This window comes from Pantoea sp. JK (genome assembly GCF_026130245.1).
In the GTDB taxonomy this organism is placed as follows: Bacteria; Pseudomonadota; Gammaproteobacteria; order Enterobacterales; family Enterobacteriaceae; genus Pantoea; species Pantoea trifolii.
Window position 1 is genome coordinate 99938 of the sequence record NZ_JAINFN010000002.1, and the last position, 24215, is coordinate 124152.

Genomic DNA, 24215 nt, shown 5'->3' on the forward strand with positions numbered 1-24215 from the left:
GTTTTTGAGTTATCTAAGGATTAAGAATTTTATCGCTCAGTGAGTTAAAATGATTGATCGTGGTTTTTATAATAGAAATATAGTCATTTCTACTTTGATCATAAGTTCTGTATTTCTTAGCGGATGTCCGGGCTCGGGGGACAGAGGATGGTGCGATGAAACAACGAAAGCAGTACATAAAGGAAATGATGTTTGCTTTCCCATAAAAAATGCAGAAGGATATATCCCAACTTATCTGTCAGTTAATCTGAGATATACTCCGCGAACAGAGCAAAAAAACAGGATTGTCAGGGACGTTGAAATCTCAAATGGCATGCTATGTCTTTCCCCGGATGAGTTTTCGCCTGTTGAAGGAAAAGAATATATAGTTAAATTTATTCTTAAAAACGGCGGGGGTTTTGATTCGATTAGAAGCTTTGTCGTTGCTGTTAAAGTGGTTAATGGAAACGTGGGTAGCTTTCAGTTACATAATATTGAAATGGCGCGAAGCTATCAATAATTTAATCGGTGTGTAGCTGGCGCCTAAAATAACCACCAAGATAAGTGTTTTAATGGTAAGGCAAATACTAAATATGACGCTAAGATAATCATGATGAAATGTCATCTGTTTTATAAAACAGGGTTTTCCTTCACTCTGATAATGAGTTCCGTCTTTCTCACTAGCTGCCTTGGCGATAAGGTGACGTTTTCAGAAACGGCGAATATCACTCAAAGAGAAAATGCAGCATGCTTTGAAGTGCAAGGAGCCAGCGACTACACGCTAAAATCCATGAGTATATTCAGAAGGGGGCATGAAGATGATAGACAATCTTTAATGTCCAATAATACTAACTTAAAGGACGGGCGGTTTATCTGTCTTTGCAAGTCAGTAATTGACAGGTTTAGTGATGGAGAATATGTCGTGAGATTCAGTTTGAAGCCGATTAAAAAGCATCAAGATTCGAGGGTGTTTTCAAATGCCATCCAAATTAATGGGCAGCAGGTTAAAAACATCCCACTGCAGGAAAATGAAATTACGCATTACCTCGGGAATAATTTCTAAATCAAAGTTAACTATTCGTGAAATGCGGTCTCGTAATAGCATCCACGACAATCTATCCAGCCGCTGTCAAAAAAACGCTAATAAAGCCTAGAGAAAGTCTTCAACGTCCCCACCAGTGATAGAGACGTTGTGGCCGGCTGTCATCAAGGAGTGAATGACATGAACATAACTGATTTACTGCAAGGTGCATCCTCGTTAATAAACGGGACGTTGAACCGTTACAAGCTTTCTATCCTCTCATGCTCGTCCAGTATTGACGTCGAGAACTTTAACGGCACAGAAGCATTGAGTGAGAACTATCACTACGATGTGCTGTTCACCAGCCCGGATAAAGACATCACGGCCGCACAGATGTTGCGTAAACCAGCAACGCTGACCATGGGCACGGGTGAGTTGATGGTGCTGTCGGGACAGAAGATGGTGCATGGTTACATCACTGATTTTCACCGTCTGACGGGTTCGGCCGATCAGGTGACTTATCTAATAGTTATTGAGCCACGCCTTGCATTGCTGGATAAGCAATATCGCTCCCACCGTTTCTTTGTGAATAAATCGGTTCCGGAAGTAGTAAGCCAGATACTGGATGAACACGGTTTTCAGGGCTGGGAATATGAATTCAGCCTGAAGCATGAATATCCCAAACGCGAGCAAATCAATCAGTATCAGGAAAGCGACCTTCAGTTTATTCGCCGCTTGCTGTCGGAAGTCGGCATCTTTTACATGTTCACGCTCCAGCCAGACACCCAGACTGAAGTCGTCCGGTTTGGTGATGCACAGTCTGCGCTTATTCAGGGCAAACCGTTGCCTCTTAACAGTCCTTCCGGCCTGGAGGACAACGGGCAGGAATCGATCTGGGGACTGAATATCACCCACAAAGTGGTAGAAGCGGGGGTAGTCGCGAAAGATTACAACCATCGCGAGGCGCAACGTATTTTACGTTCGGTCCAGGCAGACATGTCGCGCGGCGATGGCGATGAGATCAACTACGGGCAGGTCTATCACTACCGTCCGCGCCATCCGGACGGAGGCGATAAATATGTGCCCGCGCCGGAGACTGCGAACTATTACGCGCGCCTCGATCACGAACGTTTTTTGTGCGGTCAGACGCTGATTACTGGCATCAGCAATGACGCATCGCTGGCTCCAGGCAAGGTGCTGACCATTATTGATGGTGTTTTGCCAACGCTGCCGGAACAGCTTCAGAGTCCGGTCGTCGTCACCCGCATCCACCTCAGTGCCAGCCGTAAGTCGGCGTTACAGATTAACCTCAACGGTGTGCCTTACAGCGAAACGTTGTGCTGGCGTCCAAGGTTGTTACCACGGCCAAAAGTCAGCGGCACCATGACAGCGCGTGTCACCAGCGCAAAAGACAATGATATCTACGCCTGGCAGGATGCCTCCGGTTTGTACCGCGTGGTATTTGATGCGGATGAAGAGAGCAAAGATCGCGGTCAGGAAAGCATGCCGGTGCGCCTCGCCAAACCTTATGGCGGTGATATGTATGGTTTCCACTTCCCGCTGATACAGGGAACGGAGGTGGCGATTGCCTTCCGTGAAGGCGATCCTGACCAGCCCTACATTGCTCACGCGTTGCACGACTCGCGACATGTCGATCACGTCACAGAGAAAAACAGCACCCGCAACGTCATTCGAACCGCTGGGCTGAATAAGCTTCGGATGGAGGACAAGCGCGGCGAAGAGCACGTCAAGCTCAGCACGGAGTACGGTGGCAAGACGCAGCTTAATTTAGGCCACAACGTCGACGATGACAGGCTGCTCCGGGGAGAAGGCGCGGAATTGCGAACAGATGACTGGGTTGCCGTTCGCGGTGGCAAAGGTGTATTCATCTCGGCTGATGCACAACAAAGTGCACAAGGGCGCATGATGGATATGGAAGGGGCAATACGGCAACTTAAAAACGCGCTATCGCTAGCAAAAAGCTTAAACGAAATTGCTCAAAAAGCTGAAGCAACCCAAGGTGACTCAGATTCTCATGAAGAACTTAATAATGCGCTGGAAGATTTGAAGCAAGCAGGGATTTTGGCTCATGCTCCTGAAGGCATTGGAATTGTCAGCCCCAAATCAGTACGTATGGCTTCAGGTAGAGCAAGCGTTGGTCTGATGTCGGGGAAAAATACGGACATCAGTGCTGGAGAGTCAATCACGCTAGCGGCTACTAAAACTGTCAGCGTGTTTGCGCAGGGAGAGGGAATGCAGTTGATTGCTGGCGCAGGGAAATTGGATATTCAGGCTCAGGAAGGCGAGCTTAACGCAGCAGCACAACAAGACATCACGATAAGCAGCGCCGAAGGGAAAGTCACTGTAAGCGCTAGTCAGGAACTGACTATCACTTGTGGCGGAGCCTATATAAAACTCAGAGGTGGCAATATTGAGCTGGGTGCAGCTGGAAATATTCTTCTGAAATGCGCCAATGCGCAGAAAATGGGACCAGCCACGCTAGACTCTCCACCACATACCTTCCCTAAAGGATACGGTGAAGGTTTTACATTAAAAGATTCAGAAAGTGGTGAAATCCAACCCTTTACATTTTACAAGGTCACCACCGGAGAAGGTGAGGTGTATGAAGGCGTTTCTGATGAACATGGAAAAACAATGCGGATATTCACAGCTATGCCATCAGCATTGAAAATTGAATTCCCGGATGAAGAAATGACCGATATCAAGGAAGAAAAATAATGAGCACAGCGACTACGTCTCTGGAATGCAAATATCCTGATGCCTGGACAGGTAAACAAAAAAAATACTGGGTTGAGATTCAGCTGCTGGATGAGTGTGAAGAACCCATCCCTAATATGCCGTATGTGGCCGAAAATGCCGCTACACGTAATCAGTGTGCTTCATATACCGGTAAAAGCGACGCCAGTGGTATCATTCGAATCGAGGGTTTACATCCGATTGAGCTGATTTTGCATATTGACGCAAAGTCGCTTGCAGATGAGATGGAAAAAAGGGCATTGCGTCCCTTTGGACGTGCTGAGGATGATTCAACCGTAAAACCCAAAGCGGTTGTGGAAGGATACGAATATCGTTATCTAAAAATAGGTCATCTATGCGATAGCCTTCCTGATATGATGCCGGAATGGAAAGATAAAGCGAACCCACCGAAATATCACTTTCCAGATTTGCGCTTTTCCGGTCAAACGATAAAAAAGCTAAACTGTCGTTACGTTTTTGAAGTGTGTCCATTCCGGGCCTGGTCACTGATACTGCACCATCAAACAGATTACTCGATAGTTAATGCTTATAATCTAGGGATAATGGCCGATTTTTCTTATTCAGCAGAAGAAAAGATTATTCAGTATTTCGAACAGGCATATAACGATCTATCCGCAGCCCCAAAATTAAGTGATAAAAACGACTACTATGCCGTAGTTAAAGATGTCCCCTTCAGTCAGCGCTATATCAACCCACGCTTCGTCACCACTGCCGGAAATTTTATTCAACATGATACCCAGTTATTTTATGTCTCAAATGATGAACATGTCGTTGTTGCTTGGCGCGGCACACAGGAGATACGAGACTGGATAACTGACATCACCTTTAGTCCACAGGCGTGCCCATCTTATCTCGCTCCAACGGGTAAAATTCATAAGGGTTTTTTGGATGCGTTTGAGTGTGCCAAGGATAAGTCACCTTCAAGTTTTGACGACATAAAAACATTTATAAATGAAAAGAAGAAATTATTCTTATGTGGACATAGCTTAGGCGGGGCGCTGGCGTTAACTTATGCTGCAGAGTTAAAATCGACTAAACCTTTATTATACACCTATGGAATGCCTAGAGTTTTTACAGCTGATGCCATCTTGCATCTTTCTGAAATAACTCACTACCGACACGTTAATGACTCAGATAGTATCACCAGCGTCCCGATGGATGTAAACCTGTATAACTGGTTTTATGAGATTTATGGCCCTGTTGGTACCATGCTGGGTTTTACATGGTCTGTAGCTGAGTTGCTTTCGCAGAAAATCTCCGGTGTAACCGTCGGCGACAGTTTTTGGCATCATGGTGATATTGTGCTGTTCTATTACACCACACAGGTGGTGGAAAGCCTGCAATGCGAAGGCTCTATGAGTGCTCCCAGATGTCGCAGAATAAAGTATAGATTACCTAAAAAAACAAAATACTTTTTAATTCCTTCCCTGGCTGAAGATAAAAGTATTTCGGCAAGAAATCACAACTTGCAATTTATTCGATCATTAAATATTGAAAGCATGAAGAAGTTTTTCCCCAAAAATACCAATCCGGATCTGGATTCTATACTTACCGACCCTAGAAATCACTCTATGTCTTCTGCCTATCTGCCATATATTAACAATCAACTGGTGGAGTTGGTGTCTCATGATATCACTCTGAAACGAAAAGAAAGCAGGATCGCATTTGAGAAACAGATGTCAGATTCTGGTATTCCTGATGATGAAAAGGAAAGAAATCGGATGTTCTCTGCATTACAGGGTTTAGTAGCAGAAACCATCAGAGTAACAGAGCGGATGCCAGAGTCAGATGCTATTCTGGATCGTTTCGGCAAGACAAAAAAGGAATTAAACGAATGAATATGATAAATGTATTACTCTTACCATCATTATTATTACTAAGCGGTTGTGTGTTTAGCGAAGATTTATCTCCTCCATTTGGAGGTAAGACTGTCAAAGTATCGGTAGTTAAACCTGCCGACGTGGATATTTTACCGATGGATGCTATTTACCGCTCAGAAAAATGCAGAGATAAAGTTTTCACCTCTGCGGGTTCAATAACTAACCGTGCTGGTTATCGCCTACTGACAGTCCCTTTTAAACAAGAGTTCGTTGATGATTTAGTGAGTGGCAATGTCTTCGTTAATGGTGGTGGTAGGTGTGAATGGAAACTCAGTAATATACGATTTCAGTTTAAATTTAGTGATGTGAAGAAGTTTGGGGTTGATATTAAAAGTAATATTTCCAATGACATCGTTTTTGTTTTTGATAATAATCCTCCCCCTCGGGGAGATGGGCACTACATGAACGTGTCTGGCAACGTTGAAATAAAAGATGATTATTACCCACTCATCAGAAATGACCGTATGATAGACCATGCTAAAATCCTCAGGTTAATAAATGAAGATATGTTAACTTACAGAGTTAGTAATTCTGAACTTATTGTTTTCAAACCCAAGGTTCATTCTAAAAAGATTATTAATGTTTTAGGACCAGAGGAATTTGGTGAGGACTCGATTACGACTTATCCTGATGGAACTCAAACGACCAATGCCAATGGACCTGACCCGATTAATTTTAAGAAACTAAATTTAATGAATTAAATTTATAAATGTCGAAAAATCACCCGCCACTCGTTCCATTACATTATTCTAAAAATAAATTAACCGGCTGTTTTGTACGTTGCACGGCTTAGTCGTGGGACACCTGAGAGTAACAGAGCAAATGCCTGATGGAAGAGCTGCCCTGGAACGTTTCCGTGCGAAAGTAAGGAATATGAGTAATGAAAATATTAAACATACTATGCCTGATGCCGCTCTTAATCCTGAGCGGCTGTTCGCGAGGCGAGGAACTATCCCCACCAACAAATGGTAAGACGGTTAAAATATCGGTAGTTAAACCAGTAGATGTAGATATTTTACCAATGGATATAATTTACCGCTCTGAAAAATGCAGAGATAAAATATTCACTTCTTCGGGGGGGATAACGACCCGGGCAGGTTATCACCTTTTGACTGTTCCTTTTTATAAAGAAACGGGAAGCTACAGGGTAAGTAGTAGTATTGCCATAGATGGTGGAGGTAGGTGTGAATGGAAGTTGAGCAATATAAAATTTGATTTTCAATATCATAACATGAAAAATTTTGGCGGAAGTGTTAAGAATAATATGCCAGCAGATATTGTTTTTGTTTTTGATAAAAATGCACCTCCTCGAGGGGATGGAAATTATGACAATGTCTATGGTGCCGTAGAAATTGAAAAAAACTACTTCCCTCTAATTAGGAAGAACTCTGCTGAAGATACATTAACACTAACTATAAAAGGTCAACCAATGTTGACTTACCGTGTTTATGATGCGAATAGCATTGTTTTTAAGCCTACTTTCCATCCAGATATGCTTGTGACGGCTATTCCTCCTGCAAAAAAAGGAGAGGGTTTTACTCTCATCTATCCAAATGGTGAAAAAATCGTAGACCATCACTTTCCTAATTCAGAAAAAACAAAATATGATTTTGTGAAACAAAAGCTCGCTAAGTAATAAACTGTAAATTTTATGATAAGGAGATATATGTCTAAGGGATTTGTTTTGCTCGGCGATAAAACAACACATGGAGGTCAGGTTATATCGGCATCATCAACCATGATCGTCAATGGTAAAAAAGTAGCTCTCATAGGAGATGACATAAGTTGTCCGGTAAAGGGTCACGGTACTAATCAGATTATTGAAGGCTCTACGGAGTGGTTATCTGATGGCAAAGCGATTGTTGTGGACGGCTGCCTTTGTGAATGTGGTTGCCAGGTTATTTCCAGTGCGCCGGATTGCGCAATAGGATAAGTGATGGGCTGGGAACGTCAGAAATCTAATGTTGCAGGTTTACCCAAAGAACCTTCACTTATCATGTGGCTTATTGTTGGTGTTGCTGCTCTAGTCACTGGAGTGCTGTTATTTGTGCTTCATGCTAACCAGATGTTAGGGGAAATCCAAAAGTATAATCTGTGGTTAGTTACTGCAGGTCCTTTATTTGTCTGGTTTGTCCTCATTTGCCTACGCGGTTGGCGTTATAATAACGTTCATGATAAGTATCAATTTGAATTAGATGAAGCCAATTATGCCCAGCAACAATGGTCTACGTGGGCGAACCGTCATATCGCAGTGTTGCACCACGGTGCCATTCTCCCCCGCTACCTGACATCGGGAACTCTGCTTCAGGCATTTCCGGATGTCGAGCAATTTATTAAGCAAGCCATTCGCATCAATTTTCAGGAAAATACAAATTGGCTTTCTTTATTAATTTGCAGCGTTCGCGATGCGTTAGAAAAACTTCCAACTGATTTACCCCTTAATGTCACACTGTTAACTGATTCACATAGTGAAGATCTATTGCTGCGGAAAAACTTCTCTGAAGCCTGGCATAAAAATATGTCTTCTGTTCGCCCGGTTCCTGTGGTGAATATTTTGAAATCAAAGTCTTTTCTCTCTCTCGAAGAGCGGCTTAAATCGCCGACCCTGGATGTGGATCTGATTCTGGTTCATCAGACTCAGGGCAGGGATAAATACAGTGACGCGCTGGCAGCCCTCCTACTGACCTCTGATGATGTGGCTACAAAATACAGGCTTAGCCATCATGCGCGCTTGCTTCGGCCTATGTCGCTTGATAAGGGCATAACATTGAAGGCAGAACTCGATACCTTTTTTTCCATTCAGTCACAGGCGATCACTACGGCTGCAATTGTGGGTGACAGCATGAAGTGGGGCGATGACTTTTCTACTCTCTTGGCCTGCGCCAACAAATATGAAGGCTCCTGGAGGCCAGAGCAATGCCACTGGCTGGAAAAGTACGCTGGACTTAGTGGCCCTTTTTCACCTTGGATTCTGGCAGCTGTCGCCGGCGATATTGCTGCGCTGACGAAAGAGAACTGCCTGATGCTTTCAAGGGATAGTGAGAAACGTTTTATAAATACCGTAACTATAGGAAATATGATGAATGGCGAAGGATAGTTCAGTGTGGCGTGGCAACTGGGGTCGCCTTAGCCTTACTGTGTTGATTGCTGCGGCAATAGCGCTGGTCATCTGGACAAAGGGCGGGACGATCGGGCTTTACAGCATTGGACCAAAGCTGTTAGGAATTGCTGTAGCGCTGCTCCTGCTTCTGATCGTTTTTCATGGCAAAACAATCGGCCTCGCAATGAAATTACAGTGGTCACGGTTACAGGCAAAACGTAAAAATGTGCTACCCGCTGATGAAGGCCGCGTCAGGCAGACTCCGCCCCACAATGTCACCGTTGATACCATCCGTAACGCCATGCGTAACCTCTACGGTCGGCCCTGGGGACGTAAAACACGCATCCTGCTGATAACCGGTACTGCCGCTGAAGTGGAGCAACTGACTCCAGGTCTTACGGCTCAGCTCTGGCAGGAAGATCGCGGCACATTATTACTCTGGGGCGGCGATCCTGCATCCTCACCAGATGAAAGTTGGCTGACCGCCCTAAAACGTCTGCGTCGTCGTCCGGCTGATGCGATGATCTGGGTTACCTCCGCCGTTGATCATCTTGCCGACACTTCAGGCGTACCTGCCACAGCATTACCTTCTGCCGCCGCGATGGATGCCACCGCCCACGCGTTATCGGCACGCTATGAGAAGCTGGGCTGGCGGTTGCCGCTTTATGTCTGGTCGCTGCATCCGCGCGCCGAAAAGCAGCAGGGCCGCATAACTCAGGCGGTGGGCGTTCAGACGCTTACCACAGGCAAAATAGACAAGTTGCTGGCGGAGTTGGCAGCGCAGCTCACCACCCAGGGCATTCAGCAGGCGGCTGGTTCGCCGCAGCATCGTTTCCTGTTGAGCCTGGCAGACCAGCTGACGCGTGAGCCTGAAACACTCAACGCGCTTATTACACCACTGCAGAATCCGTATCGACCGCTACCGCTGGCGGGGCTGGTATTCAGCCCGCCCTCTGAAGGTGCAGAACGTGCGGTGCCCAATCACTGGGGCCGCGATAACCGCTGGGATGCGCTGCCGTCTTCCTTCACTTCGCTGCCGGCGCACCTGCGTCCGCAGCGTCGCGGCTTTTCCTGGTTGCGGCTACTGGCATCCGTGGCGTGCCTGGCGGTGATTGCCTGGGGCGCGGGTCTGCTGATGTCATTCACCACCAACAGCAGCGTTATCAGCAACTCCCACACGCAGGCGATGCAGGCGGCCGATACTGGACAACCGCTGCAGCAGCGCCTGGTGGCGCTTTCTGATCTGCAGAAAACCATGCAGCGCCTGCAACATCGTGCGGAGCACGGTGCGCCGTGGTACAGCCGTCTTGGACTGAATCAAAACGACGCGCTGCTGGCGGCGCTCTGGCCGCGTTACGCGCAGGCGGCGCTACCGTTACTGCGCGATGCGGCAGCCGCGCATCTGCGTAAGGAGCTGCAGACGGTCGCCAATCTGCCGCCAGACAGCCCGCTGCGCGACACGCTCGCCAAACCGGCTTACGCCCAGCTCAAGCTATGGCTGATGCTGGCGCGCCCAGAGCGTATGGATGCAGCATGGTTCAGCCAGGCGCTGATGCAGGACTGGGCGCAGCGCACGGATGTCAGTACTGGCTACTGGCAGGGCGCAGCTCCAGGAATGATGGTGTTTTACGGCGCTGGTCTGGTTGCGCATCCTGAATGGAAGCTGAAGGCCGACCCGGAGCTGACCGGCCAGGTGCGCGCGCTGCTGGTTCGTCAGCTCGGCGTCAGCAACAGCGAATCACGCCTTTATCAGCAGGTGCTGGCGCAGATGTCGCGCAACTACGCCGATATGCGATTAACTGACATGACCGGCGATACCGATGCGGCGCAGCTGTTCAGCACCGATGAAGTAGTGCCAGGCATGTTCACCCGCCAGGCGTGGGACGACGGCGTGAAACCCGCGATTGATAAAGTGGCCAATGCCCGCCGCGAGGAGATGGACTGGGTGCTGGGCGATAATCCGCCGACGACCGGGAAATCCTCCTCGCCTGATGCACTGGAAGCACAGCTTACCAGTCGCTACTTTGCCGACTACAGCGCAGCCTGGCTGAACTTTCTTAATAGTCTGCGCCTGCAGCCCGCGCCGACGCTGTCGGATGCCATTGACCAGCTAACGCTGATGGCCGACGTGCGTCAGTCGCCGCTGGTGGCGTTGATGAACACGCTGAACGTGCAGGGGCGTACCGGCCAGACCGGCGGGGCGCTGGCCGACTCGCTGGTGAAGTCGGCGCAGAACCTGTTCAGCAAAGAGAAGCGACCGGCGATTGACCAGGATGCCGGGCCGAGCGGTCCGCTGGATGCGACCTTCGGTCCGCTGCTGTCGCTGACCGACGCGCAGGGCAGCACGTCGTCAATGAATCTGCGTACCTTCCTGACCCGCGTCACACAGGTGCGCCTGCGTCTGCAGCAGGTCACCAACGCTGCCGATCCGCAGGCGATGACGCAGACGCTGGCGCAGACGGTGTTCCAGGGCAAAACTGTCGATCTGACTGAAACCCGCGACTACGGCAGTCTGATTGCTGCTGGTCTGGGACAGGAGTGGAGCGACTTCGGGCAGACGGTATTTGTGCGGCCGATGGAGCAGGCCTGGCAGCAGGTATTAAGTCCGGCGGCTGAAAGTCTCAACGCCCAGTGGCAACAGGCGGTAGTGAGCGAGTGGAACAGTGCCTTTGGCGGTCGCTATCCGTTCAAAAACGTCAGCAGCGAAGTTTCTCTGCCGCTACTGGCGAAGTATCTCAACAGCGATACCGGCCGCATCACCCGCTTCCTGCAAACGCGACTTAACGGCGTGCTGCACCGCGAAGGCACACGCTGGGTGCCGGACAGCATCAACGCGCAGGGGCTGACCTTCAACCCGGCATTCCTCAAAGCGATTAACCAACTTAGCCAGATTTCCGACGTGGTGTTCACCACCGGTGAAGCGGGACTGCACTTTGAGCTGCGTCCCGGCACGGCGGCAGGCGTATCGCAGACGACGCTGACCATCGACAGCCAGAAGCTGGAATATGTGAACCAGATGCCGGCCTGGAAGCGTTTCACCTGGCCGGCGGATACCGAAGCGCCGGGCGCAACGCTGAGCTGGGTCAGCACCGAGGCAGGCACCCGCCTGTATGGCGACATGCCGGGGGGCTGGGGCTTGATTCGTTTGCTGGACAAAGCGCAGGTCACCGCCAATCCGGGTATTAGCAGCAGTTGGCAATTGAGCTGGGCTGCGCCCGACGGTCGCACGCTGAATTACATTCTGCGCACCGAAGCCGGTGATGGCCCGCTGGCGCTACTGCGGCTGCGCAATTTCACGCTGCCATCAGACATATTTCTTCAGCGCGCCACAACTGTCGCGCCGGAAGACCTTAACGTCACGGAGGACGAATAATGCCGCTTAAATCTCTTATCAGCACCTGTGGTGAAGACGCTGAGACGCTTCGCGCCCAGGCAAAACAGCAAATCGTACTGTGGAATAACTGGCTGCAGCCGGTATCGGCGGACTATCCCGCCGGTGAGGACCCGACCTATCATGACGGTTTTCAGCAGATTCAGGAGGAGGTGAACCGCCTTTCCGGGGCGGACACCATACTTATCTGCGAACTGGCGGAAAATCTGCTCACCACCACTACCAAAGACATCCGCGTGGCGGCCTGGTACAGCTGGGCACGCCTGCAGCTTGATGGCGAAGCCGGGCTGGCTGATGGCTTGTCATTAATGGCCGGGCTGCTGACGCAGTTTGGCAGCAGCCTGCATCCACAACGCGCGCGCAGCCGTGAAGCGGCGCTGCGCTGGCCCGCCGGTTCGCGCATGCTCGACACGCTTTCACTCTATCCTGAAGTCACTAAGCAGGATGCGTTGCGAACCGCAGGCGCGTTGCTGCTGATTGAAGACGCGAGCCTGGAGCACGGCGGTGCCGGTCTGGGCAGTTTGTATGCAGCACTGGAAAATCGTCTGCTCAAAGCGGGTGGTCCCGATGCGGTGGTGCCACAGGCCGCGGGTGAAGGGGATAAGCATCAAACCAGCGGTCCGGCTGCGCCACAGATGGGGGCGATTGCCTCCGGGCGAGAGTTGCTGGACCAGGCGCGCACGCTGTCGAAATACCTGCGTGATCAACCCGGCGGCTGGCTTGCTGCGCACCGTCTAATGAAATCCCTGCGCCACGATACGCTGCTGCAACTGCCGCCGCTTTCCGGCGACGGCAAAAGCCGTATCGAACCGCCTAAGGCAGACCAGCGCGCTCAGCTTAAACGTCTTTGGCTGCAGCAGAGCTGGCAGGAACTGACCGAGCAGGCCGACAGCCTGTTTTCGCGTGGTGGTAACCATTTCTGGCTTGACCTGCAGTGGTACATCCATCAGGCGTTGACGCGCGCCGGCAACACCACGCTTGCCGCCATCGTGCAGGACGATCTCAAGGGGCTGTTGTCGCGCCTGACCGGGCTGGAAACGCTGGCGTTCAGCGACGGTACGCCGTTTGCCGATGAGGTGACGCTCGGCTGGATACAGCAGCAGGTGATGAACACCGAACCCGGTTGGGGCGAAGGGTCGTCAGCTTCTCCCGGTGCCAGCAATGAAGATGACATTCTGCAACTGGAAAGCGAAGCCGTAGAGCTGGCCGATCGCGAAGGTATCGAAACTGCGCTGAACTGGCTGCAGCAACGGCCGGGAACTGCTTTACCGCGACAGCAGTGGCTGCTGCGTCTGCTGATGGCGCGCGTCGCTGAGCAGTTCGGACGTCAGGAAATGGCGCTACACCTGCTTAGCGGGCTGGATAACAGCGCGGATGACATGACGCTCGGCCAGTGGGAACCGTCGCTGCTGTTTGAAGTGAAATCGAGGCGGTTAAAACTCCTACGCACTCGCGCCGGGCGTAGTGAAGCGGATAAAGCGCGAGTGCAGCCGGAAATGGAACAACTGTTAGCTGGGCTGCTTCATATCGATGCGGCACGCGCTGTGGTGTTACTGGGTTAAAACAAAAGGGATTTATTATGCTGATTTTACGCTCGATTATTGTAATGATGGTTTTTTCATTAACAGGCTGTACTTATTACTTATGGAGCTTAAGTGACACCCGCTCAACAACTGTGCGAGAAATGAATTTCTCTGATCGAATTAGCGGGATGTTTGAGTATAAAAATGTACATCTGACTGAAGGAGATAATGGCACTGGAAAAGACATTATCAGACTTCCAGATGAAGGCGTAGGATTCGTTGGGGACGACAATATCTATTTTGTGACTGTTAACGGTAATGAATTATTGGCATTGAACGATTTGATGAAGAAAGTGCCATTAAGAATGAACAATGATGATAAATTTATCGATATGAATCTCAAAGGCTACTACAGTAAGAACACTAATGCAGAATTCCAACAAACAATGAGCGTTAGAACTCGAAAACCTGTAACTGCATTAACTCAATCACAAAAGAAAGCGCTTGAGGATAAGCGGTTTTCATCAGTGGACGGTTATTTACAGCGTTCAGTGAGCGTTGAGGGCATCATTATCAATAAAATGAGGTTAGGTTCATCTTTCCCTCAGACAACATCACTCGATGAAAGCTATCAGGTGCGATTTTATTCATCATACCGTTACGATAAGTTCGACAGTGGCTCGGTAGCCTTAAAACTTGCATTGACACCTGTCACGTTAATTGGGGATGTTGTTTTTATTCCGCTATATCTACTCACTGCAAAGTAGTAATAGGATAGGGATATTCATCAATCTAATAAGAGGGTGAGATGATTAGATGCATCATCAGATGTTACATCGGTGGGTGGCGAAACATATTTAATTATAAAGGATGTGCAAGTCGGAAAGAGTTTTGGGGTTTCATTCTGATAAACTTATTAGCTTTGAATTTATATTCAGCAATAACTGGAATGCTGACTCTTACCGGCAATGGCATAATTGATATCTTGTTGTACCTTTCGATGGGGTTTTCTCTTCAACTTTTATTTATAAGCATCCTTATCATCCCTGTTATGTCTTTGGGCGTAAGAAGAATGCATGATATTGGTCGAAGTGGCTGGTGGTTTAGTAGCCTGCTACTTAGCAATATTTTTATTATTCCTGCATTCCTTGGTGCTCTGGTCAGCAGTATTGCAAATCATTTTTCATGGGATATTGCACTCTCTATATCGATTTGGGCAAGTCTCGTATTGAATTTGAGCGTTATTTTTTACCTGACATATTTGTGTTGCAAACCTTCAGTAAGACCATCACCGCTTCCACATTAACGCAATAAAAATAAAATCAGAGCTACATAATGAAAGATCTCACCCTGCGCTATTACGATACCGAAATGCGCTACCTGCGTGATGCCGCAAAGGAATTCGCGGCTACGCATCCTGATCGCGCCGCGATGCTTAACCTTGACCGGGCTGGCGCGCCGGACCCGTTTGTTGAACGTCTGCTGGAGGGCTTTGCCTTTTCCGTCGGTCGGCTGCGGCAGAAAATTGACGACGACCTGCCGGAACTGACCGAAGGGCTGGTCAGCATGCTGTGGCCACACTACCTGCGCACTATTCCGTCGCTGTCGGTGGTGGCGATGACGCCGGACCTGCCAAAAATGAAAATGGCAGAGGTCGCGCCAGCCGGACTGGAAGTCTATTCACGTCCGGTTGGCCCGAAAAACACCGTGTGCCGCTACCGTACCACGCAGGCGTTGACGCTGAATCCGCTGGAAGTCGCTGGTGTGACAATGGCAACTGAGCCGGACGGGCGTTCACTGTTGCGCATCCGCATCAACAGCAGCGGCCAGGCTGACTGGAATCAGACCGATTTGAGCCGCCTGCGCTTCTGGCTGGGCGAAGACGTGCCGGTTGGCAATGCGCTGCACCAGATGCTGACGCGTCGTCAGGCGGCGTTGTACATCCGCCTCGCGGGTCAGGGAGAGCGTGCGCGGCTCGACGGCTGGTTCAGCCCCGGCGGATTTGGCGAGGAGGATCGGCTGTGGCCCAAGGGCGATAGCGCTTTCAGTGGCTATCAACTGCTGCTCGAATACTTCACCTTCCCGGAGAAATTCCGCTTTGTTCATCTCAACGGGCTGGAGAATATCACGCTGCCGCCGGGCCTTGCGTATTTCGATATTGAGGTGGTGTTCAGCGCGCAGTGGCAGAGTGATCTGCCGGTGACGGACGAGTCGCTGCGCCTGCACTGCGTGCCGGTGATTAACCTGTTCACGCTGGAGGCCGATCCGTTAACGATCAGCGGACTGGAGAGCGAATACCTGCTTCGTCCGAAGCGACTGCAGGACGGGCATACCGAAATCTACGCGGTGGATGCGGTTAACGGTTCGGGCATTGGCGGCAGCGCGGATTACGTGCCGTTCTCCAGTTTCCGCCACAAGGGCGGCATGATGCGTCGACAGGCACCTGAGCGCTATTTCCATACTCGTGTGCGTAAAGGCGTAAGCGGGCTACATGATACCTGGCTCATTCTCGGCGGCCAGCAATGGGAAGCGGGTCAGGAGCTGGCGAAAGACACGCTGTCGCTACGCATCACCGGCACTAACGGTCAACTACCGCGTCGGGCGCTGCAGAGCACGCTGCTGGATCGCTGCGAACAGGTATTACAGACGCCAGTGACGGTGCGCAACCTATGTCGTCCAACGCTGCCCGCTTATCCACCGGCAGAAGATCGCTTTCACTGGCGCGTGCTGAGCCATCTCGGCTCTGGCTTCATCAATATGATGAGCAGTGCAGAAGTGCTACGCGGCACGCTGGCGCTCTACAACTGGCAGGATGACGAGCTGTGTAACCGCAAGCTCGACGCCATTCTCGACGTGCAGCATCACCGCCTGCAGCGCTTTGAAAACGGTCATCTGCTGCGTGGTCTTGAGGTGGAAATCACTCTAGACAGCAACGGTTTCACCGGTGACGGCGACATCAACCTTTTCGGCGAGATGCTCAACCGCTTCCTTTCGCTTTACGCCGACATGAATCAGTTCATTCAGCTCTCCCTCATCATCCGGCCAGAAGGAAAATGCATCCGGTGGAAAGAGAATCACAGCCAGCGCCTGCCCGGCTAATCGCGCAGTTGGGTGAACAGCTGCCTTACATGAACTTTTACCGCTTCTGCCAGCTGCTTGAGCAGAGCGAACCCGATGCACCGGTGCCCGGCAGCGGCTGGCAGGTACGCCATGAGCCGGTGCGCTTCCGTCCTCATCCGGGCATGGGCTTCCCGGCGGGCGAAATCCGCGGCTATGAAAATCCTGCCCGTCCCGGTTTGCCGCCGACGGTGCGCGTCAATTTTATGGGGTTATATGGCACCGAATCGCCGCTGCCAACGCGTTATATCGATGACATTGCCCAGCGTCGCGATGGCCACGAGGCGATGCAGGATTTCCTCGACATCTTCAATCACCGTCTGACCACGCAGTTCTACCGCATCTGGCGCAAGTATTCCTATCCGGCAACCTTCGCAGAAGGTGGCCGCGATAATACCTCGCAGTATCTGCTGGGGCTGGCCGGACTGGGCATTAATGGGTGCGCCGAAAATGTGGCAACGCCGGTGTCGCGGTTTCTGGCGCTGCTACCGGTGATGCTGCTGCCGGGGCGTACCGGCGAGGGCGTGAGTTCGCTAGTGAGTCTGCTGGCACCGGATACGCGAGCGGAGGTCATGCACTGGGAGCCGCGACGCATTGAGCAGCGTAACGTACTGGCGATGAGCGTACGTCAGCCGGTGAGCATGAAAAATCGGCCGGTGATGGGCACGCACGCCACCGACGTTAACGGTCAGGTACTGATACGGTTGTTCACGCGCAATCCCGACGAAGTGAGCGGCTGGCTGCCAGGCGGACAACTGCACGGCGATTTTATGGCGATGCTGCACGTTTATCTCGGGGCGAAGCTAGATGCGCGGCTGGAGCTGTGCGTGGAGCGCCAGCTGCTGCCGGATGCGCAGCTAAGCTGCAAAAGTGCCAGCGCTGTGCAGCTGGGGCGCACCGCCGTGCTGCCGCAGTTAGCGGAGCAGAGTGTAAAAATAAAAGACGTCATTACTATTCAGCTCGGCCGCTATGAGCGAGTCCGGTTAAACACATCAAGGATTGAGACCGATGAAGAAGGCGATTACCGCTGGTAAAACCCTGCTCCCCATAATATTCGCGCTGGCCGTCAGCGGCTGCGGGCTGACGCAGAAAGTGACGGACGGCACTGTTTCGATGACCAAAGCCATTTTCTATAAGCAGATTAAAACGCTGCATCTCGACTTTGTCGCACGCGAAGGTGTTAACCGCAACGCGCAGGGCGCGGCACTGACCACCGTGGTGCGCGTCTGGCAAATTAAAGACCGTAAGGCGTTTGATACCTCCGATTATCCGTCTCTGCTCGCTGCCGACAGCCAGGCGCTTAAGGCCGATTTAGTGGCGGAGAAATCGGTGAGCGTGCGTCCCGGCGAGTCAGTGAGTATCGATGTGCCGATGGAAGAGAGCGCCCAGTTTGTGGCGATTGCGGGCATGTTCCTGTCGCCGGACCAGCAGAATGAAAAATGGCGACTGGTGATGACGCGCGACGACCTCGATCCCGACAAGGCGCGCATTATTGAGCTGGGCGACGGAACGTTGACCTTGCTGGCCGTGAAGAAGGAGTAATCATGACGCCTTCACTCTATGACATTCTATATGGCAACTTTGAAGGTGACCTCGAACTCGACGCCGTCAGTGAAGAGAATCAGGTCATTTTATCTGTGCTGGACAATATGCAGCGCATTCTCAACAGCCGTGCCGGGGCTTTGGCACATTTGCCGGATTACGGCCTGCCCGATATGACGCGTATCCTGCAAGGCATGCCCGGCACCGCACACCAGTTGATGCACACACTTTCCGGCGTGCTGCTGAAATATGAGCCACGCCTGAAGCGCATTGATGTGGTGTTACTGGAACAGAGCATGCCCGGCGAGCTGCGGTATGCCATTGATGCCGAACTCAAAGAGGGCGGATTGGTGCGCTTCGGCACCGAATTTATGCCGGAAGGGCGCGTGATGATCCGCCACATGAAGCAACAGCAATACCTTGATGCCAGGGCATCTGTTTAACTTTTTAGCCTGATTAGGGCTTTTTGGAACACAGCAATGACTTCATCTCAACCTCGCTATGTCAAAACCGGTGGCGATCCGCGTGCGTTAGCGGAATATGCCGCGCTGCGTCAGGAAATGCAGAAACTCACGCATCCGGCGCGTCCGGATGTGGATTGGCCGCACGTCTCTGCGCTCAGTCTGACGCTGTTCGAACAAAACGGCGTCGAATTGCAAAGTGCAGTTTGGTATACACTTTCTCGCTCTCACGTGGCAGGAACGGCAGGGATGGCCGAAGGCCTAGCGGTGCTGGTAGCATTGGTCACCCGTGAATGGTCGACGCTATGGCCGCTGCCGACGCATTCACGTATGGAACTGTTGTCTGGACTGAGCCGTCGGTTGCAGCAGTTCCTGCGTACTCAAACGATAACCGAATCTGACTTAACGGCGCTCAGCCAGGCGGCGCGCTTGCTCGGCAAAGCCGGCGATCATCTGCAACGTCTTGAACTGCGTCAGCTTAGCCAGATTGATCCGCTACTGGACCGCATTCGCAATGCGGTGGTGATGCTGGAGCGCTGCGATATCTCAACGTCTGACGCCGTTTCAGCGCTGCCTGAAGTGGTTTCGTTTGAGAAGCCCGTGCTGGCGCTGGCGGATGCAGAAGCCAGCGGCTGGGTGTATGTGCCGGCTCACGGTACGCCCGCACCGGATGTGAGGCACCTGCGCCGTCGCGCGTTTATCAGTGGTGTGGGCGCTACGCTACTAAGCGTGTCGCTTATCACCGCCGCTTGCTTTTTCGTTAAGCAAAATACTGAGCAGGAATCACCGTTGCAGCAGGCATTGCTGACTTCTATATCTCCAATCCCTGCGCCGCTTACACCGGAAAGGATTGCCAAACTACAGGCTAATCCACCTGAATGGCTGAACGACGGAGCATGGCTGGAGCAAACGCAGCAGCAACTGAGCTGGCTGCTGGGCGTATCGCCAGACTGGAATTTGCAGCACGGTAATGCACTGGTGGTGCAGGCCAATCTGTTGTTGCCTGATTCGGATGCGGTTAAAACGATGAGTGCACGCTGGCACAAGCAACTTAAAGCGGCAGCGCTGCCTGCTGAGAAGATGCAGGGATGGCAACAGGGCATGGAGCAGCTCAAAATGTTGTCACAGCGCCTGAACGGACTGGATGAGAAGCGCGGAAAGTATCTGACGGTGAGCGAACTGAAAACGGCAGTCTATGATATGACGCAGGCGTTCAACGGGACGGTGCCACTGGAAGAGGAGTTGCGGGTGTTGCAGCAATCAGATGGTGACGTTCCACCCCATCAATTAGCACAAGCGGAAACGCACTTGAAGCAGCTTATCGCCAGGTATCAAGAGTTAGTCACATCAGCAAGAGAATAGGATTAAGCAAAATCTGCGGTCTACAGAAAACAGGCAAAAAAAAAGTCTGAACGTTAGTTCAGACTCTCTTTCAAAATATGGCGGTGAGAGGGGGATTCGAACCCCCGATACGTTGCCGTATACACACTTTCCAGGCGTGCTCCTTCAGCCACTCGGACACCTCACCACATTTTTTTGTCAACCGCGCTGGGTCAACGGGGCGCTACTATAGGGAGATCGCTGAAAAGGGTCAAGTGCTATTTTCTCCTTTTGTTCTATTCGCTTAAGCTCTGAGCGTATTGCCGTTAGACTGCTCATCATGGTGATTCTGTCATCAAATCATTCCCTTTCTGTCACAAAAATGTCACCGCACTGTCGCAGACTTGTCCGCGGAAACATTTGGTTATATCTATGGATAAGGATGCTTATAAATGAAACAGATACCTCTCTTTATGGTTACGCTGCTGGCTTCGCTGATCGCGACATCAGCAGTGGCAGAAGATGCGCAATATTCCCGCGCCGCTACCGGTGATGTCACCGAACACGGCGGCGCGCGTCGTCTCACTGGCGACCAGACCGAAGCGCTGAAAGCTTCACTAATCAATAGCACCGCGAAAAACGTGATTCTGCTGATTGGTGACGGCATGGGAGATTCGGAAATCACCGCCGCGCGTAATCAGGCGCGTGGTGCAGGCGGTTTCTTCCCCGGTCTTGATGCGTTGCCGCTTACCGGTCAATACACGCACTATTCATTAGACAAGAAAACCCATAAGCCAAATTACGTGACGGATTCCGCCGCCTCGGCCACCGCGTGGGCCACCGGCACCAAATCCTATAACGGCGCGATAGGTGTCGACGTGAACGGCAAAGATCAGGTAACGATTCTTGAGCTGGCGAAAGCCGCCGGTAAAGCCACCGGCAACGTCTCCACTGCTGAGCTGCAGGACGCCACGCCAGCGGCCCTGATCGCCCACGTTACCTCGCGCAAATGCTACGGCCCGGAGAAAACCAGCGAGCTGTGCCCAACCAATGCGCTGGAGCAGGGCGGTAAAGGATCGATTACCGAGCAGATGCTGAAAACCCGTGCGGACGTTACGTTAGGCGGCGGCGCGAAATCCTTCGGCGAAACCGCCAAAGCCGGCGAGTATCAGGGCAAAACCCTGCGCGAACAGGCTCAAGCGCTGGGCTATCAGTGGATTGATAATCTGGATGGCATGAACGCCATTCAGCAGGCAGATCAGAATAAACCGGTGCTTGGCCTGTTCGCCGACGGCAATATGCCGGTGCGCTGGCAGGGACCGAAAGCCAGCTATCATGGCAACATTGATAAGCCGGTAGTGACCTGCGAAGTGAATAAAGAGCGTCCAGCTTCGGTACCAACGCTGGCGCAGATGACCAAAAAGGCCATCGATCTGTTGAGCACCAATGAAAAAGGCTTCTTCCTGCAGGTGGAAGGCGCGTCGATTGATAAGCAGGACCATGCGGCTAATCCATGCGGTCAGATTGGCGAAACAGTTGATCTGGATGAAGCGGTGCAGCAGGCGCTGGCGTTTGCGCGCGAGCACGGCGACACGTTGGTGGTGGTGACCGCCGATCACGCGCACAGCAGCCAGATCGTGGAAAACGGCACCAAAGCACCGGGCCTGACGCAGGCGGTGAACACCAAAGATGGTGCGGTGATGACCATCAGCTACGGCAATTCAGAAGAGGATTCGCAAGAGCACACCGGTTCGCAGGTGCGTATTGCGGCGTATGGCCCGCATGCGGCAAACGTGGTGGGCTTGACCGATCAGACCGATCTGTTCTTTACCCTGAAGAATGCGATGGGGTTGAAGTAACGGCGTTATTGTTGGAAGGGTCGCCATAAATGGCGACCCTGGCTTACAATCCGCGTTTTGCCATCAAGCGCGCTAAATCCACTAAACGATTCGAGAAGCCCCATTCGTTATCATACCAGGCAAGGATCTTCACCAGATTGCCGCCAATCACCAGCGTAGAAAGCCCATCGATAATCGATGAACGGGCATCGCCCTGATAATCGCTCGATACCAGCGGCTCATCGCTGTATCCGAGAATCCCCTTCAGCGGACCTTCTGCCGCCGCCGCTTTAAAGGCGTCGTTCACCTCTTCTGCTGTCACATCGCGTTTCAGCGTCACGGTCAAATCAACAATCGAAACCACCGGCACCGGCACGCGCAGGGAATAGCCAGTCAATCGACCGTCCAGCTCCGGAATCACCCGACCGAGCGCCTTCGCCGCACCGCTTGAATAAGGCACAATCGACAGCGCCGCCGCTCGCGCACCGCGCAGATCTTTCTCTGGCTGGTCGTGTAGCACCTGGCTGTTAGTATAAGCATGCGTGGTATTCATTAAACCGTGCTCGATGCCAAACGCTTGATGCAGCACGGCCGCTGCTGGCGCTAAGCCGTTAGTGGTGCAGCTGCCGTTACTCACTACAAAGTGCTGCTGCGGATCGTAACGCTGATCGTTCACGCCCAGCACAATCGTCAGGTCATCGTTCTTGCCCGGCGCGGAGATAATCACGCGCTTAGCACCGCCGCTGGTGATGTGCACAGCGGCTTTGTCGCGTTCGGTGAAGAAACCGGTGGCTTCAATCACGATATCCACGCCGACATCGCGCCAGCGAATATTCGCCGGATCCCGCTCGCTGAACACCCGCACCGCTTTGCCATCAATGCGTAATTCGCCTTCGCCGGCTTCCACTTCTGCCGGCAGCCTGCCGAGCAGGGAATCGTGTTTCAACAGATGCGCGAGGGTTTTACTGTCGGTGAGGTCGTTGATGGCGACGATTTCAATATCATCGCTGCCCAGCGCTGCGCGAAAAACGTTACGTCCGATACGGCCAAAGCCGTTGATGCCGATCTTAGTCATGATTGACTCCTTTTCGAGGATGCTGGAGTCACTCTAAGCCGATGGTGTGATGGCGTAAACGCCAAAAAAGGATCACTTTACGCCAATTTTCTGCAGTGAAAGCGTTGGCGATATTCGCCCGGCGTGAGATGCAGTTGGCGCTCAAAACTGCGACGTAAATTGATGCTGCTGCCAAAGCCGGTATGTTGTGCGATGCGATCCAGCGTGTCGTTGCTTTGCTCCAGCTTTTCACGCGCGGCGGCGAGGCGCGCTTCGGCCACATAGCGCGCGGGCGGCGCACCGATTTCTCGGGTAAACACGCGGGTGAAGTTGCGCGGGCTCATGGCAACGCGTTCCGCCAGCTTCTCCACCGACAAATCGTCAGCGAGGTTGGCGCGGATCCAGCGCTGCAATTCACCAATCGGGCCAATGGCGCTCGGGCTTTGCAGATGAAAACGGCTGAACTGCATCTGTCCGCCGGGACGACGCAAATACATCACCATATCCTGCGCAATGTCGCGCGCCACGCTAAAGCCGAAATCCTCTTCCACCAGCGCCAATGTCAGGTCAAAGCCCGAGCTGACGCCGCCGGAGGTCCAGATCGCTCCGTCCTGAATAAACAGCGGACCGCCTTCCACCTGAATGCCCGGATAGCGTGATTGTAAGGTATCGAGTAAGCGCCAGTGCGTGGTGGCACGGCGGCCATCCAGCAAGCCGGATTCCGCCAGTAGCATCGCGCCGCCACACACCGACACTACGCGGCGCGCCTGCGGAGCCGCCAGCTTAATGAAATCCACCACCATGTTGCCTTCTTCTGCGCTGTCGCCGCGTCCGGTGATCATAATGGTGTCCCACGCGCTGCGCGGATCGAGATCGGCCAGTTTGAGGTCGGCTAATAGATTGAGGCCGGATTGGCCGTGGATCACCTGATGCGATTGAGTGGTGGCGAGGCTGACGCGATAGCGTTGCTGATCAACGCCAACCGGAAGGTGCTGATTGGCGCGCATCAGGATGTCGGCGATACCCGCCGCTTCAAACAGCATGCCGCCGTCGGGCACAATAATCAGAAAGGTTTTCATGGCGTGAAATGGTCATTTTGACGAAATAAGCCAGAGTGTCTCATAAGGCAGGGATTAACGCCATGTACAACCGATCGCCATTTATGACGACCTCGTATTAATGAATCAACCTCATAGACCCAATACTATTTC

The 24215-nt window shown here is 52.0% G+C and carries 20 protein-coding genes and 1 tRNA gene; 18 read left to right on the forward strand and 3 right to left on the reverse strand.

What is annotated here, in order from left to right; all coding sequences use genetic code 11:
* Positions 1 to 49 precede the first annotated feature (49 nt).
* From PanJK_RS04945 to PanJK_RS05025, 17 genes are all read left to right on the forward strand, one after another.
* Entirely contained in the window at positions 50 to 499 is a 450-nt protein-coding gene (locus PanJK_RS04945; protein WP_265297656.1) for a putative T6SS immunity periplasmic lipoprotein, read from the forward strand.
* Between the two features lie 141 nt (positions 500 to 640).
* Entirely contained in the window at positions 641 to 1042 is a 402-nt protein-coding gene (locus tag PanJK_RS04950; protein ID WP_414858936.1) for a putative T6SS immunity periplasmic lipoprotein, read from the forward strand.
* A 159-nt stretch (positions 1043 to 1201) separates the two neighbouring features.
* Positions 1202 to 3739, forward strand: coding sequence for a type VI secretion system Vgr family protein (locus tag PanJK_RS04955; RefSeq protein ID WP_265297661.1), 2538 nt, complete (start codon positions 1202 to 1204; stop codon positions 3737 to 3739).
* Complete coding sequence (locus PanJK_RS04960) at positions 3739 to 5616, forward strand: lipase family protein (RefSeq protein ID WP_265297663.1); 1878 nt, start codon at positions 3739 to 3741, stop codon at positions 5614 to 5616. Before PanJK_RS04955 ends, PanJK_RS04960 begins: the two co-directional genes overlap by 1 nt.
* On the forward strand, positions 5613 to 6359 hold the full coding sequence (locus PanJK_RS04965) for a hypothetical protein (RefSeq protein WP_265297665.1): 747 nt from the start codon (positions 5613 to 5615) through the stop codon (positions 6357 to 6359). The genes PanJK_RS04960 and PanJK_RS04965 overlap by 4 nt, the downstream gene beginning before the upstream one ends.
* 179 nt (positions 6360 to 6538) lie before the next feature.
* On the forward strand, positions 6539 to 7294 hold the full coding sequence (locus PanJK_RS04970; RefSeq protein WP_265297667.1) for a hypothetical protein: 756 nt from the start codon (positions 6539 to 6541) through the stop codon (positions 7292 to 7294).
* Between the two features lie 30 nt (positions 7295 to 7324).
* On the forward strand, positions 7325 to 7591 hold the full coding sequence (locus PanJK_RS04975) for a PAAR domain-containing protein (protein ID WP_265297669.1): 267 nt from the start codon (positions 7325 to 7327) through the stop codon (positions 7589 to 7591).
* A 3-nt stretch (positions 7592 to 7594) separates the two neighbouring features.
* Complete coding sequence (locus PanJK_RS04980; protein WP_265297671.1) at positions 7595 to 8755, forward strand: hypothetical protein; 1161 nt, start codon at positions 7595 to 7597, stop codon at positions 8753 to 8755.
* Positions 8742 to 12131 carry an ImcF-related family protein gene (locus PanJK_RS04985; RefSeq protein ID WP_265297674.1) on the forward strand — a complete coding sequence of 1130 codons (3390 nt, stop codon included), beginning with the start codon at positions 8742 to 8744 and terminating at the stop codon, positions 12129 to 12131. The genes PanJK_RS04980 and PanJK_RS04985 overlap by 14 nt, the downstream gene beginning before the upstream one ends.
* Complete coding sequence (gene tssA, locus PanJK_RS04990) at positions 12128 to 13711, forward strand: type VI secretion system protein TssA (RefSeq protein ID WP_265298541.1); 1584 nt, start codon at positions 12128 to 12130, stop codon at positions 13709 to 13711. Before PanJK_RS04985 ends, tssA begins: the two co-directional genes overlap by 4 nt.
* 17 nt (positions 13712 to 13728) lie before the next feature.
* Positions 13729 to 14439, forward strand: coding sequence for a hypothetical protein (locus PanJK_RS04995; RefSeq protein WP_265297676.1), 711 nt, complete (start codon positions 13729 to 13731; stop codon positions 14437 to 14439).
* Positions 14440 to 14480: 41 nt separating this feature from the next.
* A complete protein-coding gene (locus PanJK_RS05000; RefSeq protein ID WP_265297678.1) occupies positions 14481 to 14978 on the forward strand; it encodes a DUF805 domain-containing protein in 498 nt (165 codons plus the stop codon).
* Positions 14979 to 15007: 29 nt separating this feature from the next.
* Positions 15008 to 16771, forward strand: a complete 1764-nt coding sequence (gene tssF / locus PanJK_RS05005) for a type VI secretion system baseplate subunit TssF (protein WP_265297681.1) — start codon at positions 15008 to 15010, stop codon at positions 16769 to 16771.
* Positions 16726 to 17823, forward strand: coding sequence for a type VI secretion system baseplate subunit TssG (tssG, locus tag PanJK_RS05010; RefSeq protein WP_265297683.1), 1098 nt, complete (start codon positions 16726 to 16728; stop codon positions 17821 to 17823). The genes tssF and tssG overlap by 46 nt, the downstream gene beginning before the upstream one ends.
* On the forward strand, positions 17798 to 18331 hold the full coding sequence (gene tssJ / locus PanJK_RS05015; protein WP_265297685.1) for a type VI secretion system lipoprotein TssJ: 534 nt from the start codon (positions 17798 to 17800) through the stop codon (positions 18329 to 18331). The genes tssG and tssJ overlap by 26 nt, the downstream gene beginning before the upstream one ends.
* A 2-nt stretch (positions 18332 to 18333) precedes the next feature.
* The gene (gene tssE, locus PanJK_RS05020) at positions 18334 to 18774 is read left to right on the forward strand and encodes a type VI secretion system baseplate subunit TssE (RefSeq protein WP_061718496.1); all 441 of its coding nucleotides are present in this window, start codon (positions 18334 to 18336) and stop codon (positions 18772 to 18774) included.
* A gap of 36 nt (positions 18775 to 18810) precedes the next feature.
* Positions 18811 to 20154, forward strand: coding sequence for a VasL domain-containing protein (locus PanJK_RS05025; protein ID WP_265297688.1), 1344 nt, complete (start codon positions 18811 to 18813; stop codon positions 20152 to 20154).
* 78 nt (positions 20155 to 20232) lie between these two features.
* Here PanJK_RS05025 and PanJK_RS05030 read toward each other — a convergent pair.
* Positions 20233 to 20320 (reverse strand) — tRNA-Ser (locus PanJK_RS05030).
* A 244-nt stretch (positions 20321 to 20564) separates the two neighbouring features.
* Between PanJK_RS05030 and phoA the strand changes: the two genes are divergently transcribed.
* Positions 20565 to 21971 (forward strand): alkaline phosphatase, encoded by a 1407-nt coding sequence (phoA, locus tag PanJK_RS05035; protein ID WP_265297690.1) that lies wholly within the window; start codon positions 20565 to 20567, stop codon positions 21969 to 21971.
* A gap of 43 nt (positions 21972 to 22014) precedes the next feature.
* Here phoA and gap read toward each other — a convergent pair whose 3' ends face one another.
* Together gap and PanJK_RS05045 are read right to left on the reverse strand one after the other, a co-directional pair.
* A complete protein-coding gene (gap, locus tag PanJK_RS05040; RefSeq protein ID WP_265297692.1) occupies positions 22015 to 23025 on the reverse strand; it encodes a type I glyceraldehyde-3-phosphate dehydrogenase in 1011 nt (336 codons plus the stop codon).
* A 77-nt stretch (positions 23026 to 23102) separates the two neighbouring features.
* Positions 23103 to 24083 (reverse strand): GlxA family transcriptional regulator, encoded by a 981-nt coding sequence (locus tag PanJK_RS05045; RefSeq protein WP_265297695.1) that lies wholly within the window; start codon positions 24081 to 24083, stop codon positions 23103 to 23105.
* Between the last annotated feature and the right edge of the window lie 132 nt (positions 24084 to 24215).